Source organism: Hymenobacter sedentarius, from assembly GCF_001507645.1.
Taxonomy (GTDB): domain Bacteria; phylum Bacteroidota; class Bacteroidia; order Cytophagales; family Hymenobacteraceae; genus Hymenobacter; species Hymenobacter sedentarius.
In genome coordinates, this window is the sequence record NZ_CP013909.1 from 4,492,177 (window position 1) to 4,508,362 (window position 16,186).

Genomic DNA, 16,186 nt, shown 5'->3' on the forward strand with positions numbered 1-16,186 from the left:
AGGTGAGTGAAAAGCAGTGGAGCTGAAAAGAGCGGGGCGAATACGATGCGGTCCTGAGTTGAGCCAATGGCACTTAGCCGCCGGCCTTTTTGGCCTTATACCCCTCTTTCAGCAGCACATCCAGCACCTTGTCGCGGAAGTCGCCCTGCACCAGGATTTCGCCGTCCTTGGCATTGCCGCCCACGCCGCACTTGGTTTTGAGCAGCTTGCCTAGGGCCTGCATATCGGCATCGGTGCCCACAAAGCCCGTAACTAGCGTCACTTGCTTGCCGCCGCGCTGCTTTTTGTCGAGCTGCACGCGCAGCTGTTGCTGCTGGGGCGGCAGCGTAATAGCGGCGGCCGCCTCATCGGTTTGGTAAGTAAAATCGGGGTTGGTGGAGTACACCACGCCCTGCCTTTGGTTTTTATCAGCTTTCATAACAGCAATACTTTAGCACATCTGGTATCTGGCTTCCTTATACTGCTACCGCCAATGCCATGGGCAGCAGGTCAATTACAAACTCGATATCGTGCCCCAGGTAGTCGCCGTCGACGTGGAAGCCGATGGGCGCCTGGGCCGTGACCCGGCCGCGCGCCACCCGAAAGTACTCGGCGGCATTGGATTGGGGCAGGTTGCCGAGGGCCATGCCCAGGCTCACCTTCATGGCCCGAATTACGGGCAGGGCGTCAATCAGGCACACGTCGAGCAGGCCGTCGCGCAGGTCGGCCAAGGGCGCAATGTAGGCGTTGTTGCCGTACTGCGAGGCATTGGCAAAGGCCAGCACGTAGCAATTGGTTTCTTCCACCTGCCCGTCCAGCTCAACCCGCACCGGCACCGGCAGGTAGCGGCGGTACTCGCGCAGCGTTACGCGCAGGTAGGTGCTCAGGCCGCGCGAGCCGGCCAGGGCAAAGTGCTGGCTCACGTGCGCATCAAACCCCAGCCCGGCCGTGCAAAAAAACGGGTGGCCGTTCATCGTGCCCACGTCCATGCGGCTGAAATCGGGGGTGGCCAGCCGCCGCAGGGCCGCCGGCAAGCCCAGCGGTACCTTTAAGTGGCGGGCCAGGCCATTGCCGGAGCCCTGCGGCACTATGCCCAGGGCCGCCGCCGTGCCCAGCAGCCCCCGCCCTACTTCGTTGATGGTGCCATCGCCGCCCACGGCGGCCACTACCTCGAAGCCTTCAGCCGAGGCCGCCCGGGCCAGCTCCACGGCGTGGCCGGCCGCTTGGGTGAGGCGAATTTCATAGTTGCCTTCCAGCGCGCCAAAATGCTGCGCTATCAGCGCCGGCATGTCGTAGCGACGGCTGGGTCCAGCAATGGGGTTCAGAATAAAACAGGTTTTGGGCATGGGCAACGCCCAGCGCGTGCTTGGCGGATGAGGAAAGAAAAAAGTTGGCTAGGCCGGCTACGACCGGGCGGCATGAAAAAACGCCGCCCGCCCCGCCACGAGTGGCAAAGCGAGCGGCGTTTTTTACGAGCGCAGCAATTAACCGTTCATCTGCTCGCCGAGCTTCTGAATCAAATCAGCCGTGCGGGTCGAGTAGCCGGTTTCGTTGTCGTACCAGCCGATAACCTTGGCCAGCGTGCCGTTGGCCGAAGTCAGCTCCGAGTCGAAGATGCAGCTGTGGGGGTTGCCCACGATGTCGATGCTCACCAGCGGGTCGGTAGCGAATTCGATGATGCCTTTCATGGGGCCTTCAGCGGCCGTTTTCAGGGCTTGGTTGATTTCCTCTTTGGTCACTTCCCGCTTCAGGATAACGGTCAGGTCGGTCATCGAGCCATCCGGAACGGGCACGCGCATGGCAAGGCCATCCAGCTTACCTTTCAGCTTGGGCAGCACCAGGCCCACGGCTTTGGCGGCGCCGGTGCTGGTGGGGATGATGCTGTAAGCCGCCGCGCGGGCGCGGCGCAGGTCCTTGTGGGGCGCATCCTGCAGGTTCTGGTCCGAAGTGTACGCGTGCACCGTGGTGATGTAGCCTTTCTCGATACCAAAGGCATCGTCGAGCACCTTGGCCATCGGGGCCAGGCAGTTGGTGGTGCAGCTGGCGTTGCTCAGAATGGTTTCGTTGCCGGTGAGGATGTCCTCGTTCACGCCCAACACCACGGTGGGGATGTTGCCGGTAGCGGGGGCTGAAATCACCACCTTCTTAGCACCAGCCGTGATGTGCTGGCCCGCGCCGGCTTCATCTACGAAGCGGCCCGTGGACTCCAGCACCACGTCAACACCCATTTTGCCCCAGGGCAGCAGTTTGGGGTCGCGCTCGGCCAGCGCCGCAATGCGCTGGCCATTTACGGTCAGGCTTTCCTCGTCGTAGCTCACGGTGCCGTCGAAGCGGCCGTGTACGGAGTCGTATTTCAGCAGGTGGGCCAACGTCTTGTTGTCGGTCAAGTCGTTGATGGCGACAATTTCTACGTTGTCGCGGCCAAGCAGCGACTTGAAGGTGAGGCGGCCGATGCGGCCGAAGCCGTTGATGGCGACTTTGATTTTTGCCATTGGAAAACTGGAAAAATAGGTGTCTGGCTGCCACGCTGGCAGCCGGTTGAAACGCGGGGCGAAGATAGCAGGACCAAAGCGGGTTCGCTAACATCAGGAACCGGCAGTGCCCTGTTTACTTCTCTTACGCTCCTCATGAGCTTATCGATGACCACATTTTGCCAAAGCCAGCCCTACCGCAGCATCTCAGAAAACGAATTGAAATATTTTTGAGCCTGAAAAACAACGCACTTTACTCGGCTCAGCACTTTTTTTTACCTCCTGACTTGCACGGAAAGGAGCGCGCCGTATCTTTGCACCACCAAAACAAACACGGTCCGTTCGTCTAGGGGTTAGGACAGTAGATTTTCATTCTACCAACAGGGGTTCGATTCCCCTACGGACTACAATACAACTCAACCGGAAGGCCCGGAAAATTGCTCCTCACGTCGTGAAAGCAGTTTTCCGGGTTTTTTGCGTTTGGCCCGCACGGTGGTTCACGACGCGAAACCGGGGGTTCCCTATCCGAGGGACGCCCCCCTTTACGCCCCCCCGTATGGTTACCCAATTTGTGTTGCGAAGCGACAAGAAAGATTCTACCGGGCGCTGCCCGGTGCATCTGGTGGTGTACTTTGATGGTGCCCGCCTCAAATGTGCCACTGGCGAAAAGTGCAAGCCGGCCGACTGGAACGCCGACAAGCAAAAGTTCCGGGCCTCGTATCCGCTGGCTGAGGAAGCGAATGACCTGCTAAAACTGATGGCGGGCAACGTGCTGGCATGGTGGCGCAAGCTGCGGGCGGCCGGTGAGGCCCCTACCCTGGCGGGCCTTCGGGCGGTGTTGCGGCCCGCGCCGGCACCCGAGCCTGAGGTAGTGCAACGGCACTCCTTGCCGACGTTGTTTGAGCAGCACCGCCAGGCGCTGCGGGCCCGGGGCTACGCAGGCCACACCCTGAGGCAGCGAAAAATGTTGTGCAGCTGGCTCCTGGGATTCGAAAGCAGCAGGGGCGAATTGCTTGACCCCACGACGTACAACCTAGCCACGCATGACAGGGTGCTGAGCTATTTGCGCTTTGACCGGAAGTTGGCGCCCAATACCATTGCCAGCTTCGTGCGCGGGCTGAAGGTATTTTTAAAGTGGTGCCGGGATGAGTTGGGGCTACCCGTGCCGGTGGAACTGCGCAAGCTGCAGAGCAAGCACCAGAACGGAGTAAAAATGTGGCTCAGCGCCGCCGACCTGGACGCTTTGTCTAACGCGGTACTGCCGGCTCACTTGGTGAGGGTGCGCGACGTGCTGCTGTTTTGCTGCTACACGGGCTTGCGGTACTCGGACGTGTTCGCGTTGCAGCCTGGCCACCTGCACGAGTGGAACGGGTCGCGGGTGCTGCGGCTGATACAAACCAAAACACGCACGGGAGTGAGCGTTTACCTGACGGAGGCGGCGGGCGCTATCATTGACCGGTACGCGGTGGATGGCGAGCGGAAACGGCTGCTGCCGGTGCTGGCCAACCAGGTGATGAACCGCTATCTGAAAAAGGTGGGCCAGTACGCCTGTCTAACAGGCGACGTGGTGGTAACGGAGCTAATTGCGGGTGAGGTCGTGAAAAAGTCGGTGCCGAAATACGAGCTGCTGACCTCGCACACGGCCCGTCACACCTTCGCCACGCAAAGCCTGCTGCGCGGGATGCCGGTGGAAGTGCTGCAGAAAGTGATGGGGCACGCCAACATTCAAACCACCCTGCTATACGCGAAAGTGGTGGAGGACCTGCAGCACAACACCATGCGCCGCATCTGGGAGGGTCAGGGAGCCGTTACCGAAAGCACGGAGGCCCGGGACAGCCAGATTTGCGCGGTAGAGCCTTTGGCTGCCTGAGCATCGGCGCGGAGTCGGGCGAGGGTGGCTTTTGCTATACTCCAGCTATACTCGAAGGTGGGCCTATTTCCCGTTCAGGGCGCGGGAAACTTCGGCCTCGGGGAGGTGGGTGAACTGGCAGAACTCGGCGACGGACACGTAGGCGCGGGCGGGCTTGTCGAAGTGCTTGCGAATGCGCTGCAGCAGCACCTTGGCGGTGCTGTATTTGGTGCCGGTAAGCTGGGCTGCTTCCTTGGGGCAGATGCACACCTGGGGCATAATTGGACCAATTGGGGTGAAAGTGGCAGACGAATATACAACGGCTAAAACCCGTCCGTAGGTTCGGAGCATGGAGGCCCAACGGACTGTTTTACGGGTAGGTGAACTGGCGCTGCTGGCGGTGCTGGTCGCGGGCTGTCTGTCGAGCCAGAGTGAGACGGGCGAGCCGCTGTCGTTCACGGCCCGCGCCGCGGCGGCCGCGGAGGCGGCCCGGGTGGTGCGCGTCGTCGACGCCGATACCTACATCCTGCTGGCGGGCTCCTCGACCTACCGGTTCCGGCTGCTGGGCGTGGACGCGCCGGAGCGGGACCAGCCGTTTGGGCCGCAGGCCGCCGACTCGATGGCGCGGCTGCTGAAGCCGGGACGGGTGGTGCTGGTGGCCCGGGCTGGCATGGACCTCTACGGCCGGACGCTGGGCACCGTGCTGCTGCCAACGGCAACCGTGGCCGCGGCGGGCCGCCCCGTGCCTTTGGATTCGCTGATGGTGGTGCGGGGCTGGGCCTGGGCCTTTGACCCGGACCACAAAGTAGCCGGACGGGCACAACAGCAGGTGGCCGCGCAGCGAGCCGGGCGCGGCTTGTGGAAATGCGGCGTGCCCCAGGCCGTGCCGCCGAAGCTGTGGCGGTCTTTTAATGCTCAAAACAAGCGGCGCTACCGGGTTGGCTGCACCTGGTAACCAAGCCGCGCAAGTGAAAGCAGCCGGGTTTTATCTCCAACTTTTATTCCCTATTCTCATGGCCTCTCAAAATGGCATCCTGGGGTTGCAAGGCACGGTGGGCGGCCTTGTGTTCGCCAAAAACGGCACGGTTCGACAGAAGCCTGCCTCCAACAAAGCCGCCTTCTCCTCGGCGGCCTCGCTGGCCCGCACGCGTGAAAACGCATCGGAATTCGGCCGCGCGGCCACCGGCGGCAAGCTCATCCGCTCGGCCTTCCGCTCCCTCATCGCCACGGCCTCGGACGCGCGCATGGTGAGCCGCCTGACGCAGCGGGTGCGCCAAATCGTGGGCCTGGACGAAGCCAACGACCGCGGCGAGCGGGTGGTGGACAAGGACAACGTCGGCGGCCTGCTGGGCTTCGACTTCAACAGCGGCGCCGGCCTGGGCCAGAGCCTATTTTTCCCGTTCGCGGTGGCCGTGGCCGGCGCGGACGTGACCCTGACGGTGCCCCGCCTGAACCCGGCCACCGACCTGGTGGCCCCGCAGGGCGCCACGCACTTCGAGCTGCTCTACGGGGTGGCAACGATGAACTTCGAAACCGGCACCTACGAGGCCGGCACGGTGGCGGCCCCCTTTGGCACGCAGGCGCTGAGCGCGGCCCCCATGGCCGACCAGGCGCTGGTGGCCGCGCTGCCCACGGCCCCGACCGCGGATGACGTGGTGATGGCCGTGCTGGGCGTCAACTTCTACCAGTCGCTGAACGGGAAGCTCTACCCGCTCAACAACAACGCCACCAACCCGCTGGCCATTGCCTACGTGGCTTGAGCCAGACGGCGTGAATATGCGGCCGGCGCCGACCAGCGCCGGCCGTTTGGGTGGGGCTGGGCCCCGGTTTCTCTTGGTTTTACTTCTAATTCTTTATTTCTGATGGCTTCCAAAACCGCCTATCAAAAACAAGCGGACAAGCGCCTGAAAACGGCGCTCAAGCTGCGCGCCCGCTACGACGGCCGGGTGCGCAAATACGCCACGGCCCTCGGCGCGGCCCTGGCGGGCGCGGCCGACGCCAAAGCGCGCGTGGACCGGATTAATTTGCTCTACGGCGTGGACGTCTCGACGGAAACGCTGCTGGTGCACGACCTGCGCACGGCGGGCCTGCCCGGCACGCTCAGCACGAGCATGGCCGCCAGCACGCCGGGCGAGGAAGTGCAGCTCTTTAACGCCATCGTGGATGGCAACGGCGGCGCGGTGCTGGCTTCGGAGCCGCTGTTCGGGGAACTGGTGGACCCCGCGGCGCCGGTGGCTGACGCGCCCCCGGTCGTGGTGGCCCCGCCCGTGGTAATTGAGCAGTCTCCCGCTCCGCCGGAGGGGCCCGCCCCCGTGATTGACGGGGCAGTGACGGGGCAGGTGACGCTGGCCGGCCCGAACGGGACGCTGGCGGGCATCACCATTGAATCGGCGCCGGGCGTGAGCCTGGACTTTGCTCCGCTCTACAGCGGCAGCTCGACGCCGGTGGACATGTACCTGTTCGTGTACGTGGAGGACCCGATGACCGCGAAGGTGACGTTTGCCGACCGGTACGCCGGCCAGCCCTTCACTGTGCACTTGGCCGATGGCCGCACGGCCACGGGCCTCTTCACCGAAGGCTCGTATGGCATTGACGTGTAGCCGCGGTACCTAACGATAGAATGAAAAAGGCCAGCTCCCGTTTGGGGGCTGGCCTTTTTCATGGTGATTTAATTTTCATGGTGATTTAAATATGGTCGCAGCTCTTTTACATCCTATGAACCGTCGTTTACAAGTCGTAAAAGACCTACTTCATCCTTTTGTACTTGTAGAGCGGCAATCTTTGACCCACCGCGTGTGGAATTCAGGCAATAGCCGCATCAACCCAGAGCGGGTACTACCACCAGCACGTTGTCGCGCTCCACTTATGAAAATCTATTCCTCTTGGCTGTGCTTATGTGTCCTTGGCCTAACGAGCTGTGCGACCAGTGGTGAGCTGCCGTCCGGTGTTTATTTAGAAACCCGTGGCCCGGAGGCGGCCTTATTTTCTTCCAAGGAACTGCGCCTCTATCCCAACCGCCATTTTGAGTTTATACAGTGGACCGATATGGTTGGCGTCGGTTCGCAAGGCCGGGGCAGGTATACTTGGCGGGGGCAACAACTCCAGTTGGTCTTCAATGGCCAGTCCTTGGCACAGCGTTCTTCCGTTCAGGCGCATCCTTTACCTGCTCCACCGAATTCAGATTTGAGGTGCGTGAGCGTGAACCTGCGATTTGGAAAAGAGGCTGCTGCTGGCCTGTCCGTGTTGGTTTATGATAAAACGGGTCGAATGCTCGCCGGTGCCTCGAGCGACCCAACAGGCCAGGCACAGGTATGCCTAGCCCGTACGCAGTATCCGCACCACTTTACGATTACGGGCATGGGCTTCCGGCAGGTGGACCAGCCGTGGCCGCTTACTTCCACCGCGTATAACGTGCAACTCGCCGCTACCCTAGGGCCCGCTTACCACGCTGGAACAAGGCTTTCTTTTCGAGTCCTACAACAGTCCGCTACCAAACTAGTCCTGCAGCAACAGGCCGACACGATTACCTTAGCCGCCGACCTGCGCCCATGAAAAAGTGCGCGTGCAGTTATTTAAGCAAGGGATTAGCGGATAAAAATACAATTACAAAGAGCCTGATGAAACAACACCAAAACCGTGATTATTGGCCTACATCTACATCCGACTGTAGGCCGATGTTCGTGGCGGCTGAAGCAGGCCCAGTGTGGTTGGCAAACTGGGCCAGGCTTTCTACTGGACAGAAGGCTGCGGCGGCTGAAAGCTTTCCGACTTCCTTCATTGAGGGCATCGTCCAGCTCGTGCGGACTCTGGGTCTTAGGTCGCGCTACAGATGGCGTTTTTAGATACTTTCATAAGAATAAGCAAAGCAGTAGCAGGTATAAAGTCTGCCAATCTAGCTAGCACATGGCAACCAAACAACCTTAGCCGCCCTATTTACTACACACTTATTCAACCGTAATACACCTATGTTATCAATACATTACACACTTTGGAGAAAAGTTTTGGTCCTGAGCATCAGCACACCTTACCAATATTATTAGTGATGATATAAACTAATGAAATTAGTAGGCGTTTATTTGGGGGTTCCAACTATCCTAATCTCCTTATGCACGACGTACTGCTAATTCCGGTGCCTGAAGCACCGATGACGGCCTACTTGCCGGTGTTCAGCTACCGGGTGCCGGCGGGCTTTCCCTCGCCGGCCACCGATGAGTTGGAAGGACTTTTCGACCTCAATAGCCTGCTGTTCCGGCACCCGGACGCTACGTATTTGGTGCGGGTAGCTGGGGAGTCGATGAGCGGCGCGGAGATTCACGCGGGCGACCTGCTGGCGGTGGACAAACACCTGGAAGCCGACCATGGGCACATCGTGGTAGCGGTGGTGGAAGGCGACTGCACGGTGAAACGATTGGAGCGCCGGGGGGAATCGTGGTGGCTGGTGCCGGCGAATCCGGCGTTCCAGCCCTACCAGATTCGGACGGGGGAAGAACTGCACATTTGGGGAGTGGTAACGCACGTCGTGCATGAGCTGCTGCCGGGCAAGCTAACGGCGCTGCTGCACAGCCGCGACTAGGGATGTTCGGCCTGGTAGATTGCAACAACTTCTATGTGAGTTGTGAGCGGGTGTTTCAGCCCCGGTTGGAAGGGCGGCCGGTGGTGGTTTTGAGCAACAACGACGGTTGTATTATTTCAAGGTCGGCGGAGGCAAAAGCGTTGGGCCTGAAAATGGGCGAGCCGTATTTTCAGGTAAAGGAGCAGCTGCAGCGCGAGCAGGTGCAAGTGTTCAGCTCGAACTACACGCTCTACGGGGATATGTCGCGGCGCGTGATGCACTACCTGGGGGCGACGGTGCCGGGGGTGGAAATCTATTCCATTGATGAGGCCTTTCTGGATTTGGGCGGCCTGGAACAGCATTTGACGCCGTACCTGGGCAACCTGACCGACCTGGCGCAACGGCTGCGGGTGGGCGTGAAAGCACGCACGGGCATTCCGGTGTGCGTGGGCGTGGCCCCGACCAAGACGCTGGCCAAGCTGGCGAACCGGCTGGCCAAGAAAGATGCGGGCCTGGACGGGGTGCTGTACCTGGACTCAGCGCAGCGGCGGACGTGGGCGCTGGGGCAGGTGCCGGTGGGCGACGTGTGGGGCGTGGGGCGGCAGTACGCGCACAAGCTGACGGCGGCGGGCATCGACTCGGCGGCGGACCTGTCGCGGGTGTCGGAGGCCTGGGCGCGGAAGTTCCTGGGCGGGGTTGTGGGGGCGCGGTTGGTGCGCGAGCTGCAGGGCTACCCCTGCTCCGGCCTGGCCCCGAGCGAGGACGGGACGCTGCGCCGGCAAAGCATCAGCTGCTCGCGAACATTCGGGCGGCCGTTGCGGGAGCGGGCGTCGGTGCTGGGGGCGCTGTCGGCGTTCGTGGCGCGGGCGGCGGAAAAGCTGCGGCGGCAGGGCGACCTGGCGCACGTTCTCACGGTGTTTATCAGCAAAAGCCGGTTTGGGCCGGATGCGGGCGGGCATTCGCGCTCGGCGGTGCTGACGCTGCCGGTGCCCACCAACGACACGCGGGAGCTGACCGCACGGGCGGCACAGCTACTGGGCCGGCTGTGGGAGCCGGGAGCGGTGTATGTGAAGGCGGGCGTGGTAATGGCCGGGCTGGAAGCGCCGGGCGGCCAGCAGTTGGGGCTTTTTGGGGAGGCTGCGCCGTTGGCAGCAGGGGCCGCGGTGGAAGGCAGGAGCGCGCAGATGATGGCGGCGCTGGATGGGCTTAATGCGCGTTTCGGGCGCGGGACCGTGCAGCTGGCGGCGGCGCTGGGGCCGAAAGGTGGCGGGCCGGTACCCTGGAAGGGTCAGGCGGCCTGGCGCACGCCGGCCTACACTACTCGGCTGGAGGACCTGATGGTCGTTAAATAACTTTTACGGGCCGGATACTGGCCCATTTCTTCTACCTTTTTTCCTTAATTGTCATGCCCCATTTTATCCCGGATGCAGAATCCATCACCGAGTATTGCGGCGCCTATGAGCAGCGCGGGTGCAAGTTTGAAGTAGTATTATCGCCCCAAATGGGCGGCTATGGGCTGCGAATGGAGCTTGGAGCCAATAGTGAAGTGTTGCCGATGTTTCCGCTGCCGGCATCGGAAATGGACAGCCCGGAAGCGGCGGCGCGGTGGATGGCCAACCTGCGCGACAATCACCTTAGCCGGTTTTCGTTTTTGCTGTCGAAAGATGGTGGCCAATAGGCGGCCTGAGGGAAGCTCTGTTTTTTCCCTTAGTGGCCCTTATTGTACAACACGCATCCAGCGAGTTAATAAAAAATTAGTAATGCCTCGCTAAAAATGATGGCACTTGAAACTTATATATAGAAGTTTGTACTTAATATATTGACTCGAAATAGTTCGGGCAGTTTTACAAATAATAAGCTAAAAGATATGGCAAGATGTACAGCACCATCAAGAGGACATCGCACAGCAAGTGGGGAAGCAGACTGCCCAGCATGTGGTAGCCGCTATGGCAGCCGCTATAGCGGTTACAATTCGTACCCGTCATACTCCGCACCCTCTTACCCTGTCCCCGTTCCCACACCTGTCCCTGTACCTGTACCCGTATCCATACCTAGCGCCACACCCAAACCCTCGTCGGGGGGTAGCGGGAGCAGCGGGGGCGGGTCCAGCATAAGTGGAGGGAGTAGAACCCAAAGGCCGCGCTGGTCGCGAGGTGGTTCGGGGTCGCGAAGTAGCTCAGGTTCGCGAGGTGGTTCGGGGTCTGGAGGTGGTGCGGTCATTTTCTACACGCCTGCCCAAGTATTGGAGCTTACACCAGTGCGTGAGAATATCGAGAAACAATTCGCCGCTGAAAAGCAATTGGTCGAGCAACACTTACCCGTGCCAGACACCCGGGACTATTTTCTATGCCACGCATGGAATGACAGAAAGGAGGTTGCAAAAGAGCTGTATGACATGCTTGTTTCGCATGGTTCATCCGTATGGTTTAGCGAGAAAGATGTTCTCCTAGGCTCAACGTTGATGCGAGAAATAGACAAAGGACTGGCGAAATCGAGAACCGGAATTGTGCTAGTAACCCCTGCATTTCTTCAAACCCTGTTGAAAATGGGTGTTGCTGACAAAGAGCTTTCAGCACTTCTGTCTCAGGGTAAACTTGTTCCTGTTCTGCACGAGACGACCTTCGAAGAACTTTACAAAGTCAGCCCTTTGCTCGCCTCGCGAGCTGGTTTAAACACAGCAGAAGATTCGATGTCAGATATAGCAGCCAGGCTAGCCGAGTTAGCCGCTCCCCCCGAGTCTGTTGACCACGCGTAGTAAATACTCGCAGCCAGCACTTCTACCTCAGTCGAAAGCCTCAACCAGTCGGTTGGGGCTTTTGCGTTTCAAGTGTTTAACTGACTAAATATGCATCTAATTGCAGGCCATTACCCACGGCTGCTCAAGCTGGTTTGGTTGGCAAGCTAGCCCGCGCCTGCTGCACATATACTTTCATCAGTCGCTCGTACTTTTTGCGGCCCTGTTCAATGAGGCCGGGGGCCGGCGTTACCTCGAACTGCCATACCTCGAACGGGCTTTTCTTCTGGACACCAATAATGATGAAGCGGGCCGCGCCTAGCAGGTCGGAGTATAAGGCGGCTTGGCGGTCGTAGTCGTACTGCTCGATGGTGGCGACGAAGTGGGCGTAGTCGGGGGCGCTGGTGGTTTTGAAATCGACCAGCACGCGCCGCCCCGTTTTGGGACTGGTAATCATCAGGTCGGGGCGCACTTTCACGTTTAGGCCAGTGGATTCGTGAGTAGCGGTGTGGGTCTGCTCGGCCTGGCCGCGGTAGAGCAGGTCGCGGCAGAAGCGTTGGCGGCGTACGGCGGCGGCCAGGTCCTCAATCTGTTGCCAGGGCACGCGCTGGGTGGTGCGCTGGTACTGGTCGGGCTCCAGCACGGCGGTATGGAAGTGGCTGCCGAAGGCCAGGGCCTGCGGGTTGGGCTGGCGGGTGAGGCCGAGGGCGCGGTTTTTGGCTTCGGTCAGGTCGGTGTTGGAAATGAAGGGCAGGGCGCGGTGGGCTTCCTGGCTCAGGCCGACGTGGTGGTGATGGTTGGTGAACATGGGGCAGTTAGCAGTTAACAGTGAGCAATTGGCAGCCGGGCTACTGGTAGCGGTCGAGGATGCAGGCCAGGCGGCCGGCCTCGTTGGCGCGGTGCAGCCAGATGTGGGAACCGCCGCAGCCGACCAGGTATGCCGGTTCGGGAAACAGCTTGCGCACTTTGGGGGCCAGGTCGCGCACGTCGGCCAGCGGGGCGGTGGCGGTGACCAGTTGGGCCAGCTCAGTCAGGCGGGCGGCCTCGTCGGGAGAGTTCGGGGTTAGCTCCTGGCGGAGCTCAGGGAGTTGCAACATGGGATTGGAAGTGAAGCAGTGAGGAATGGAGCCGGGCGCAGGCGGCCCGTTTGTGTTAGTGGTGTCGTCGACGGGTGCCGATTTGGACGGGGCCAGCGGTGGCGGTGCTGGCCCCGTCCGGTGGCTAGGCCGCGATGGCCGGCGCGGGGTCGCCGGCTTCGAGCTGCGCGGGCTGGTCTTCGGCCTGGGGCACGGTGTAGCCGGCGCTGGTTTTGATGTCAGCCAGTCCGGTGTAGGTTTCGGCCCGCCAGATGGGGAAGTCGGCGGCGTAGTCGCGCAGGGCGGCGACTTCGGCCGGGTCGGCGGCTTCGTAGCTGAACTGGGCGATGTAGTAGGTGGCCTTTTTGCCGTCTTTGGTCGTCTCCTTCTTCTCGGCCTGCACCTTCACCTTCACGTCGGCCAGGGTCAGGTCGTCGTAGAACAGCGGCTCAATCAGGCGGTACAGGTTCTCGACGCTATAGCCGTGGAACAGCACGGCGCACACGGCGCCCTTCTCGTCGACAAAGAACAATTCGGCCCACGTCTTGCGGCCCATGTTCAGAATGTCGTCCTGGAAGATGCGCCAAGCCAGCGGCACGAAGCTGAGCGAGCTGCCGAGCGGCGTAGTGCCGCCGATGTTGAACTGGCCGGCTTTGGCGTCGAAGCGAATCTGGCGGGGGTGGCCGGCCAGGTAGCGGAAGCGGCTGGTTTCAGTTACTTCGCCACTGTCCTCGTCCACGGCGACCGTGAGGTAGGCGCGGGTGGGCTGCGGGGTGGTGGTCAGGGGTGCGGCGGGCGCGGCTTCGGCGGCACCTGCGGCGGTGGTTTTTAGGGTTGCCATGGGGCGGTAATGGAAGAAAAAAGCGGGGCCAGTTGTCGGCCGGCCCCTGCGCCGTTTGTGGGTTGTGGCTAGCGGAATTGCTTGTCGTGGCAGATGATGGCGCGGCCCACGATGCTGTCGACGCCTCGCGCCTCGGGCTGGTGCTGGTACCAGAGGTAGGTGGCCAGCAGGTTGAGGTAGGCCGGGTGGCGGAACTTGCCCTCGTCGTCGATGATGAGAATGAGCTCGGGGCTGAGGCGTACCACGTCGACGGTCTGGCAGTCGAGCAGCTGGTACAATTCGGCCAGCTTGAAGCTGCGGCCGTTGGCGGGGCTGACCGGCTGCGGCGTGGCGCTGTGCGGGTCGAGCAAATGGGGCTGATAAGTAGTAGCGGTGCGGGGCATCTGGAATGCGGTTTTGAGGGTTGAAAAGCCGGCTATTGGGGAGCGTAGGCCACGGTGCCGGGGTAGGCGTGGGCGCTGGCGAGGAAAAGCTGCACGGCGGCGGCCAGGGCTTCGTAGCAGCTGCGGCCGGTGCCGCGGTACTGGTCGGGGCAGCCCGCGCCGGGCGGGGTGTAAATGATGATGTTGTAGCGGGTGCCCTGGGCGAAGGCGTAGCCGCTCACCGAGCAGCCGGGCAAGGGAAAGCAGGCGGCGGCAACCTGCTCAAAGCTGGAAGAGAGGCAAGCGGGCATGGCGGGGGCAGTATGGCCCGCGCGACGGGGCGCGGGCCGGTGGCTACTGAATGGGGGTGCCGTACTTGGCGGCGTACTTGGCGCGGGCGGCCCGTTCGGCGGCGGCTCTGGGCGTGGCGTGGTAGGCAGCGGCGGCAGCGGCATAAGCAGCGCGGGCGGCCTGACGGCGGCGGGCGGCGGCCAGCAAGCGGCGGAAGCGGCCGGGGCCGTGGTCATTATCCCGCACTTCCCACACGGCCCGGTCGGCGTGGTACTTGGCCGACTGTGCGCGGGCCAGCACCTCGTAGGGCGTGAGCGGCGCCGGGGCCCGTAGTGCCGCCCCCACGACGGGGGCGGCTACGGCGGGAGCGCACAGGCTAAGCACAAGCCTGCAGGTGGGGCGCGGGAACATAGCAGCAGCCACACTGCCCCAGCGCGTCGCGCCCCTCCTGGCAGACCGTGCAAACTATCTCGGGGGCCTGCTCCTGCGGGAGGGCCAGCGGCGCGCCGCTGAACGACTGCTCGGCCGCCGACAACACGCGGGCGGCATGGCCCTGGGCAGCCTCGGCCAGCATGGCCAGCCCGGCGGCCTGCTCCTTGGCGGCCTGCGCATAGTGGGCCACGGCGGCAGTAATAGCGGCAAAGGGGCACGAAAGCCCACAAGCAAAGTAGGAAGCCCAACCGTGCTCGGTGCCGGCCTGGGCGACGAAATAATGAACCCCGTACTGAGGACGGGCAGCGCTGCCGGTGATGCTGACGTGAACGCCGGCGGCATGAAGTGCGGGCCCACACCAGGCGGCGGCGGCCAGCTCTGCGAATTGAAAATGGGTAAACATGACCTGTAAGAGTTAGGTGTGAAAAGCACTAGCGGTGCGGGCCGGGCCCAACTCGCGCCGCTGGCGCATGGCGCGCAAGCCTCTCTTGCGCTACTATACAAATATACGTAATAAGGTGGAATATATACGCTATTTTACAACAAATAATAAAGAAATGTAGAAGAAAATACAGGCCAAAGTAGTATCTTTGGGTATGGAAAATGTGCAAAAAATGGCGGTAGCGGTGGTGGGCAGCCGGAGCGTGGTGAGCTGCCCGGCGCTGCTGGTCCGGCTTGATGCGCTGCAGGCTGCCGGTGAGCTGCACCAGGTGGTGAGCGGGGGCGCGGCGGGCGTGGACCGCATGGCGGCCCGGTGGGCGGCGGGCGCTGGTGTGGGGCTGCTGGAAATGCTGCCCGACTACCGCGCCCACGGCCCGGCCGCGCCGCTGGTGCGCAACGGGGCGATAGTGGAAGCGGCTGACCTGGTGCTGGTGGTGTGGGACGGGCAAAGCCGGGGCACCCTGGACGCTGCACGCAAAGCCGCCAGGCTGGGCAAGCGCGTGGAATGGCTGGGCGCGCCTGCACCGAGCGCGGCCCCGGTGCCGGGTGGGCTGGGCCTGTGAGGCCCGCCAGGGCCGGCGGTGGTGGCCGCTAGCGGGGCCCCGACCAGACAACACCACTAAATGCCCTTGGCCAGGGGGCTAGGGGGCCGGCCGTGAGGCCCCCGGCGCGCGTAGCCGCACCATACGCCCGGAGGGCACCTTATGAGGGAGTAGCAGCCGAGAACGGCTGCGGAGCCCGAGGCAATGCAGAGTGAAACGGAGCATATTTCGGGGGTGCGGGGGACTCCCCGCTGGACACGCGCCCGGAGGGCTCCTAATTCAGCCAGGGGCCGCTGCTGCCGCTGTGGGAGCCTGCGCAGCATTCGGCCGCGCCCTGGCTTTGCTTCTGCCGAATCTGACGTTACTCTGGTAGGCTTTTGGGTAGTGCGTGGGGCACGGCTAGGGGGCCGCGCATGGGAGATGCTGACCTTAGGGAAGCGGCGACCTTGCGCATTGGCAACCTGGGCCGGCGCGGTGGGCTGGCGTCTGGCTAGGGCTGCGAGAGGCCGGCCGAATGGAGCGACGGGCTGCTGGCAAGCGAAGGCACGAAGCGCAGTCCGGCCGCTGGACGCGGAGTGAGGTGGGCCGGGGTGTGGATTTGCGGTAGGGGCGGCTG

General features: G+C 62.3%; 21 protein-coding genes and 1 tRNA gene. 11 read left to right on the top strand and 11 right to left on the bottom strand.

Translation table 11 applies throughout. The annotated features are described in order from the left end of the window. Positions 1-73: 73 nt before the first annotated feature. The 3 genes from AUC43_RS18290 to gap all read right to left on the bottom strand — a co-directional run bounded on the left by AUC43_RS18290 (position 74) and on the right by gap (position 2,471). Positions 74-418 (bottom strand): translation initiation factor, encoded by a 345-nt coding sequence (locus tag AUC43_RS18290; RefSeq protein WP_068197071.1) that lies wholly within the window; start codon positions 416-418, stop codon positions 74-76. A gap of 37 nt (positions 419-455) precedes the next feature. Beyond that, positions 456-1,325 (bottom strand): diacylglycerol/lipid kinase family protein, encoded by an 870-nt coding sequence (locus tag AUC43_RS18295; RefSeq protein WP_068197074.1) that lies wholly within the window; start codon positions 1,323-1,325, stop codon positions 456-458. Positions 1,326-1,463: 138 nt separating this feature from the next. Continuing rightward, positions 1,464-2,471, bottom strand: coding sequence for a type I glyceraldehyde-3-phosphate dehydrogenase (gene gap, locus AUC43_RS18300; RefSeq protein WP_068197077.1), 1,008 nt, complete (start codon positions 2,469-2,471; stop codon positions 1,464-1,466). A 314-nt stretch (positions 2,472-2,785) separates the two neighbouring features. On the opposite strand from gap, the gene AUC43_RS18305 reads away from it, so the two are divergent. Continuing rightward, positions 2,786-2,857: transfer RNA gene (locus AUC43_RS18305), tRNA-Glu, on the top strand. A 149-nt stretch (positions 2,858-3,006) separates the two neighbouring features. After that, positions 3,007-4,320 carry a tyrosine-type recombinase/integrase gene (locus tag AUC43_RS18310; protein ID WP_068197080.1) on the top strand — a complete coding sequence of 438 codons (1,314 nt, stop codon included), beginning with the start codon at positions 3,007-3,009 and terminating at the stop codon, positions 4,318-4,320. A gap of 63 nt (positions 4,321-4,383) precedes the next feature. On the opposite strand, the gene AUC43_RS18315 is transcribed toward AUC43_RS18310, so the two are convergent. Further along, positions 4,384-4,578: a hypothetical protein gene (locus AUC43_RS18315; RefSeq protein WP_068197083.1), complete on the bottom strand. Its 195-nt coding sequence runs from the start codon at positions 4,576-4,578 to the stop codon at positions 4,384-4,386. 70 nt (positions 4,579-4,648) lie between these two features. On the opposite strand from AUC43_RS18315, the gene AUC43_RS18320 reads away from it, so the two are divergent. From AUC43_RS18320 to AUC43_RS20230, 8 genes are all read left to right on the top strand, one after another. Then, on the top strand, positions 4,649-5,254 hold the full coding sequence (locus AUC43_RS18320) for a thermonuclease family protein (RefSeq protein WP_082685203.1): 606 nt from the start codon (positions 4,649-4,651) through the stop codon (positions 5,252-5,254). Between the two features lie 58 nt (positions 5,255-5,312). Then, positions 5,313-6,059 carry a hypothetical protein gene (locus AUC43_RS18325; protein ID WP_068197091.1) on the top strand — a complete coding sequence of 249 codons (747 nt, stop codon included), beginning with the start codon at positions 5,313-5,315 and terminating at the stop codon, positions 6,057-6,059. 102 nt (positions 6,060-6,161) lie between these two features. After that, on the top strand, positions 6,162-6,899 hold the full coding sequence (locus AUC43_RS21345; protein WP_068197094.1) for a hypothetical protein: 738 nt from the start codon (positions 6,162-6,164) through the stop codon (positions 6,897-6,899). Positions 6,900-7,164: 265 nt separating this feature from the next. Beyond that, positions 7,165-7,851, top strand: coding sequence for a hypothetical protein (locus AUC43_RS21140; protein WP_157781170.1), 687 nt, complete (start codon positions 7,165-7,167; stop codon positions 7,849-7,851). 553 nt (positions 7,852-8,404) lie between these two features. Continuing rightward, on the top strand, positions 8,405-8,872 hold the full coding sequence (locus tag AUC43_RS18340; protein WP_068197100.1) for a LexA family protein: 468 nt from the start codon (positions 8,405-8,407) through the stop codon (positions 8,870-8,872). 2 nt (positions 8,873-8,874) lie between these two features. Continuing rightward, a complete protein-coding gene (locus AUC43_RS18345; protein WP_068197103.1) occupies positions 8,875-10,203 on the top strand; it encodes a Y-family DNA polymerase in 1,329 nt (442 codons plus the stop codon). 53 nt (positions 10,204-10,256) lie between these two features. Then, on the top strand, positions 10,257-10,529 hold the full coding sequence (locus AUC43_RS18350) for a hypothetical protein (RefSeq protein ID WP_068197108.1): 273 nt from the start codon (positions 10,257-10,259) through the stop codon (positions 10,527-10,529). Positions 10,530-11,093: 564 nt separating this feature from the next. After that, positions 11,094-11,606, top strand: coding sequence for a toll/interleukin-1 receptor domain-containing protein (locus AUC43_RS20230; protein WP_233254049.1), 513 nt, complete (start codon positions 11,094-11,096; stop codon positions 11,604-11,606). Between the two features lie 124 nt (positions 11,607-11,730). Here AUC43_RS20230 and AUC43_RS18360 read toward each other — a convergent pair whose 3' ends face one another. The 7 genes from AUC43_RS18360 to AUC43_RS18390 all read right to left on the bottom strand — a co-directional run bounded on the left by AUC43_RS18360 (position 11,731) and on the right by AUC43_RS18390 (position 14,990). Beyond that, positions 11,731-12,393: a PD-(D/E)XK nuclease-like domain-containing protein gene (locus AUC43_RS18360; protein ID WP_068197111.1), complete on the bottom strand. Its 663-nt coding sequence runs from the start codon at positions 12,391-12,393 to the stop codon at positions 11,731-11,733. Between the two features lie 40 nt (positions 12,394-12,433). Then, entirely contained in the window at positions 12,434-12,682 is a 249-nt protein-coding gene (locus AUC43_RS18365; RefSeq protein ID WP_068197114.1) for a hypothetical protein, read from the bottom strand. Between the two features lie 124 nt (positions 12,683-12,806). Next, complete coding sequence (locus AUC43_RS18370) at positions 12,807-13,502, bottom strand: hypothetical protein (RefSeq protein ID WP_068197117.1); 696 nt, start codon at positions 13,500-13,502, stop codon at positions 12,807-12,809. Positions 13,503-13,570: 68 nt separating this feature from the next. Further along, entirely contained in the window at positions 13,571-13,885 is a 315-nt protein-coding gene (locus tag AUC43_RS18375) for a DUF3846 domain-containing protein (protein WP_082685204.1), read from the bottom strand. 32 nt (positions 13,886-13,917) lie between these two features. Further along, on the bottom strand, positions 13,918-14,175 hold the full coding sequence (locus tag AUC43_RS18380) for a hypothetical protein (RefSeq protein WP_068197128.1): 258 nt from the start codon (positions 14,173-14,175) through the stop codon (positions 13,918-13,920). A gap of 43 nt (positions 14,176-14,218) precedes the next feature. After that, positions 14,219-14,539 carry a hypothetical protein gene (locus AUC43_RS18385; protein WP_157781171.1) on the bottom strand — a complete coding sequence of 107 codons (321 nt, stop codon included), beginning with the start codon at positions 14,537-14,539 and terminating at the stop codon, positions 14,219-14,221. Continuing rightward, positions 14,532-14,990 (bottom strand): hypothetical protein, encoded by a 459-nt coding sequence (locus tag AUC43_RS18390; protein WP_068197135.1) that lies wholly within the window; start codon positions 14,988-14,990, stop codon positions 14,532-14,534. The genes AUC43_RS18385 and AUC43_RS18390 overlap by 8 nt, the downstream gene beginning before the upstream one ends. A 193-nt stretch (positions 14,991-15,183) precedes the next feature. Between AUC43_RS18390 and AUC43_RS18395 the strand changes: the two genes are divergently transcribed. Next, positions 15,184-15,591: an SLOG family protein gene (locus AUC43_RS18395; protein ID WP_068197137.1), complete on the top strand. Its 408-nt coding sequence runs from the start codon at positions 15,184-15,186 to the stop codon at positions 15,589-15,591. Positions 15,592-16,186 lie beyond the last annotated feature (595 nt).

Bases quoted from the DNA above. Each gene is read 5' to 3' on its own strand.
- AUC43_RS21140 (WP_157781170.1), top strand. From the start codon at position 7,165: ATGAAAATCTATTCCTCTTGGCTGTGCTTATGTGTCCTTGGCCTAACG.
- AUC43_RS21345 (WP_068197094.1), top strand. From the start codon at position 6,162: ATGGCTTCCAAAACCGCCTATCAAAAACAAGCGGACAAGCGCCTGAAA.
- AUC43_RS18360 (WP_068197111.1), bottom strand. From the start codon at position 12,393: ATGTTCACCAACCATCACCACCACGTCGGCCTGAGCCAGGAAGCCCAC.
- AUC43_RS18370 (WP_068197117.1), bottom strand. From the start codon at position 13,502: ATGGCAACCCTAAAAACCACCGCCGCAGGTGCCGCCGAAGCCGCGCCC.
- AUC43_RS18395 (WP_068197137.1), top strand. From the start codon at position 15,184: ATGGAAAATGTGCAAAAAATGGCGGTAGCGGTGGTGGGCAGCCGGAGC.
- AUC43_RS18350 (WP_068197108.1), top strand. From the start codon at position 10,257: ATGCCCCATTTTATCCCGGATGCAGAATCCATCACCGAGTATTGCGGC.
- AUC43_RS18345 (WP_068197103.1), top strand. From the start codon at position 8,875: ATGTTCGGCCTGGTAGATTGCAACAACTTCTATGTGAGTTGTGAGCGG.
- AUC43_RS18390 (WP_068197135.1), bottom strand. From the start codon at position 14,990: ATGTTTACCCATTTTCAATTCGCAGAGCTGGCCGCCGCCGCCTGGTGT.
- AUC43_RS18340 (WP_068197100.1), top strand. From the start codon at position 8,405: ATGCACGACGTACTGCTAATTCCGGTGCCTGAAGCACCGATGACGGCC.
- AUC43_RS18365 (WP_068197114.1), bottom strand. From the start codon at position 12,682: ATGTTGCAACTCCCTGAGCTCCGCCAGGAGCTAACCCCGAACTCTCCC.
- AUC43_RS18320 (WP_082685203.1), top strand. From the start codon at position 4,649: ATGGAGGCCCAACGGACTGTTTTACGGGTAGGTGAACTGGCGCTGCTG.
- AUC43_RS18375 (WP_082685204.1), bottom strand. From the start codon at position 13,885: ATGCCCCGCACCGCTACTACTTATCAGCCCCATTTGCTCGACCCGCAC.
- AUC43_RS18315 (WP_068197083.1), bottom strand. From the start codon at position 4,578: ATGCCCCAGGTGTGCATCTGCCCCAAGGAAGCAGCCCAGCTTACCGGC.
- AUC43_RS18325 (WP_068197091.1), top strand. From the start codon at position 5,313: ATGGCCTCTCAAAATGGCATCCTGGGGTTGCAAGGCACGGTGGGCGGC.
- AUC43_RS18295 (WP_068197074.1), bottom strand. From the start codon at position 1,325: ATGCCCAAAACCTGTTTTATTCTGAACCCCATTGCTGGACCCAGCCGT.
- AUC43_RS18380 (WP_068197128.1), bottom strand. From the start codon at position 14,175: ATGCCCGCTTGCCTCTCTTCCAGCTTTGAGCAGGTTGCCGCCGCCTGC.
- AUC43_RS18310 (WP_068197080.1), top strand. From the start codon at position 3,007: ATGGTTACCCAATTTGTGTTGCGAAGCGACAAGAAAGATTCTACCGGG.
- gap (WP_068197077.1), bottom strand. From the start codon at position 2,471: ATGGCAAAAATCAAAGTCGCCATCAACGGCTTCGGCCGCATCGGCCGC.
- AUC43_RS18290 (WP_068197071.1), bottom strand. From the start codon at position 418: ATGAAAGCTGATAAAAACCAAAGGCAGGGCGTGGTGTACTCCACCAAC.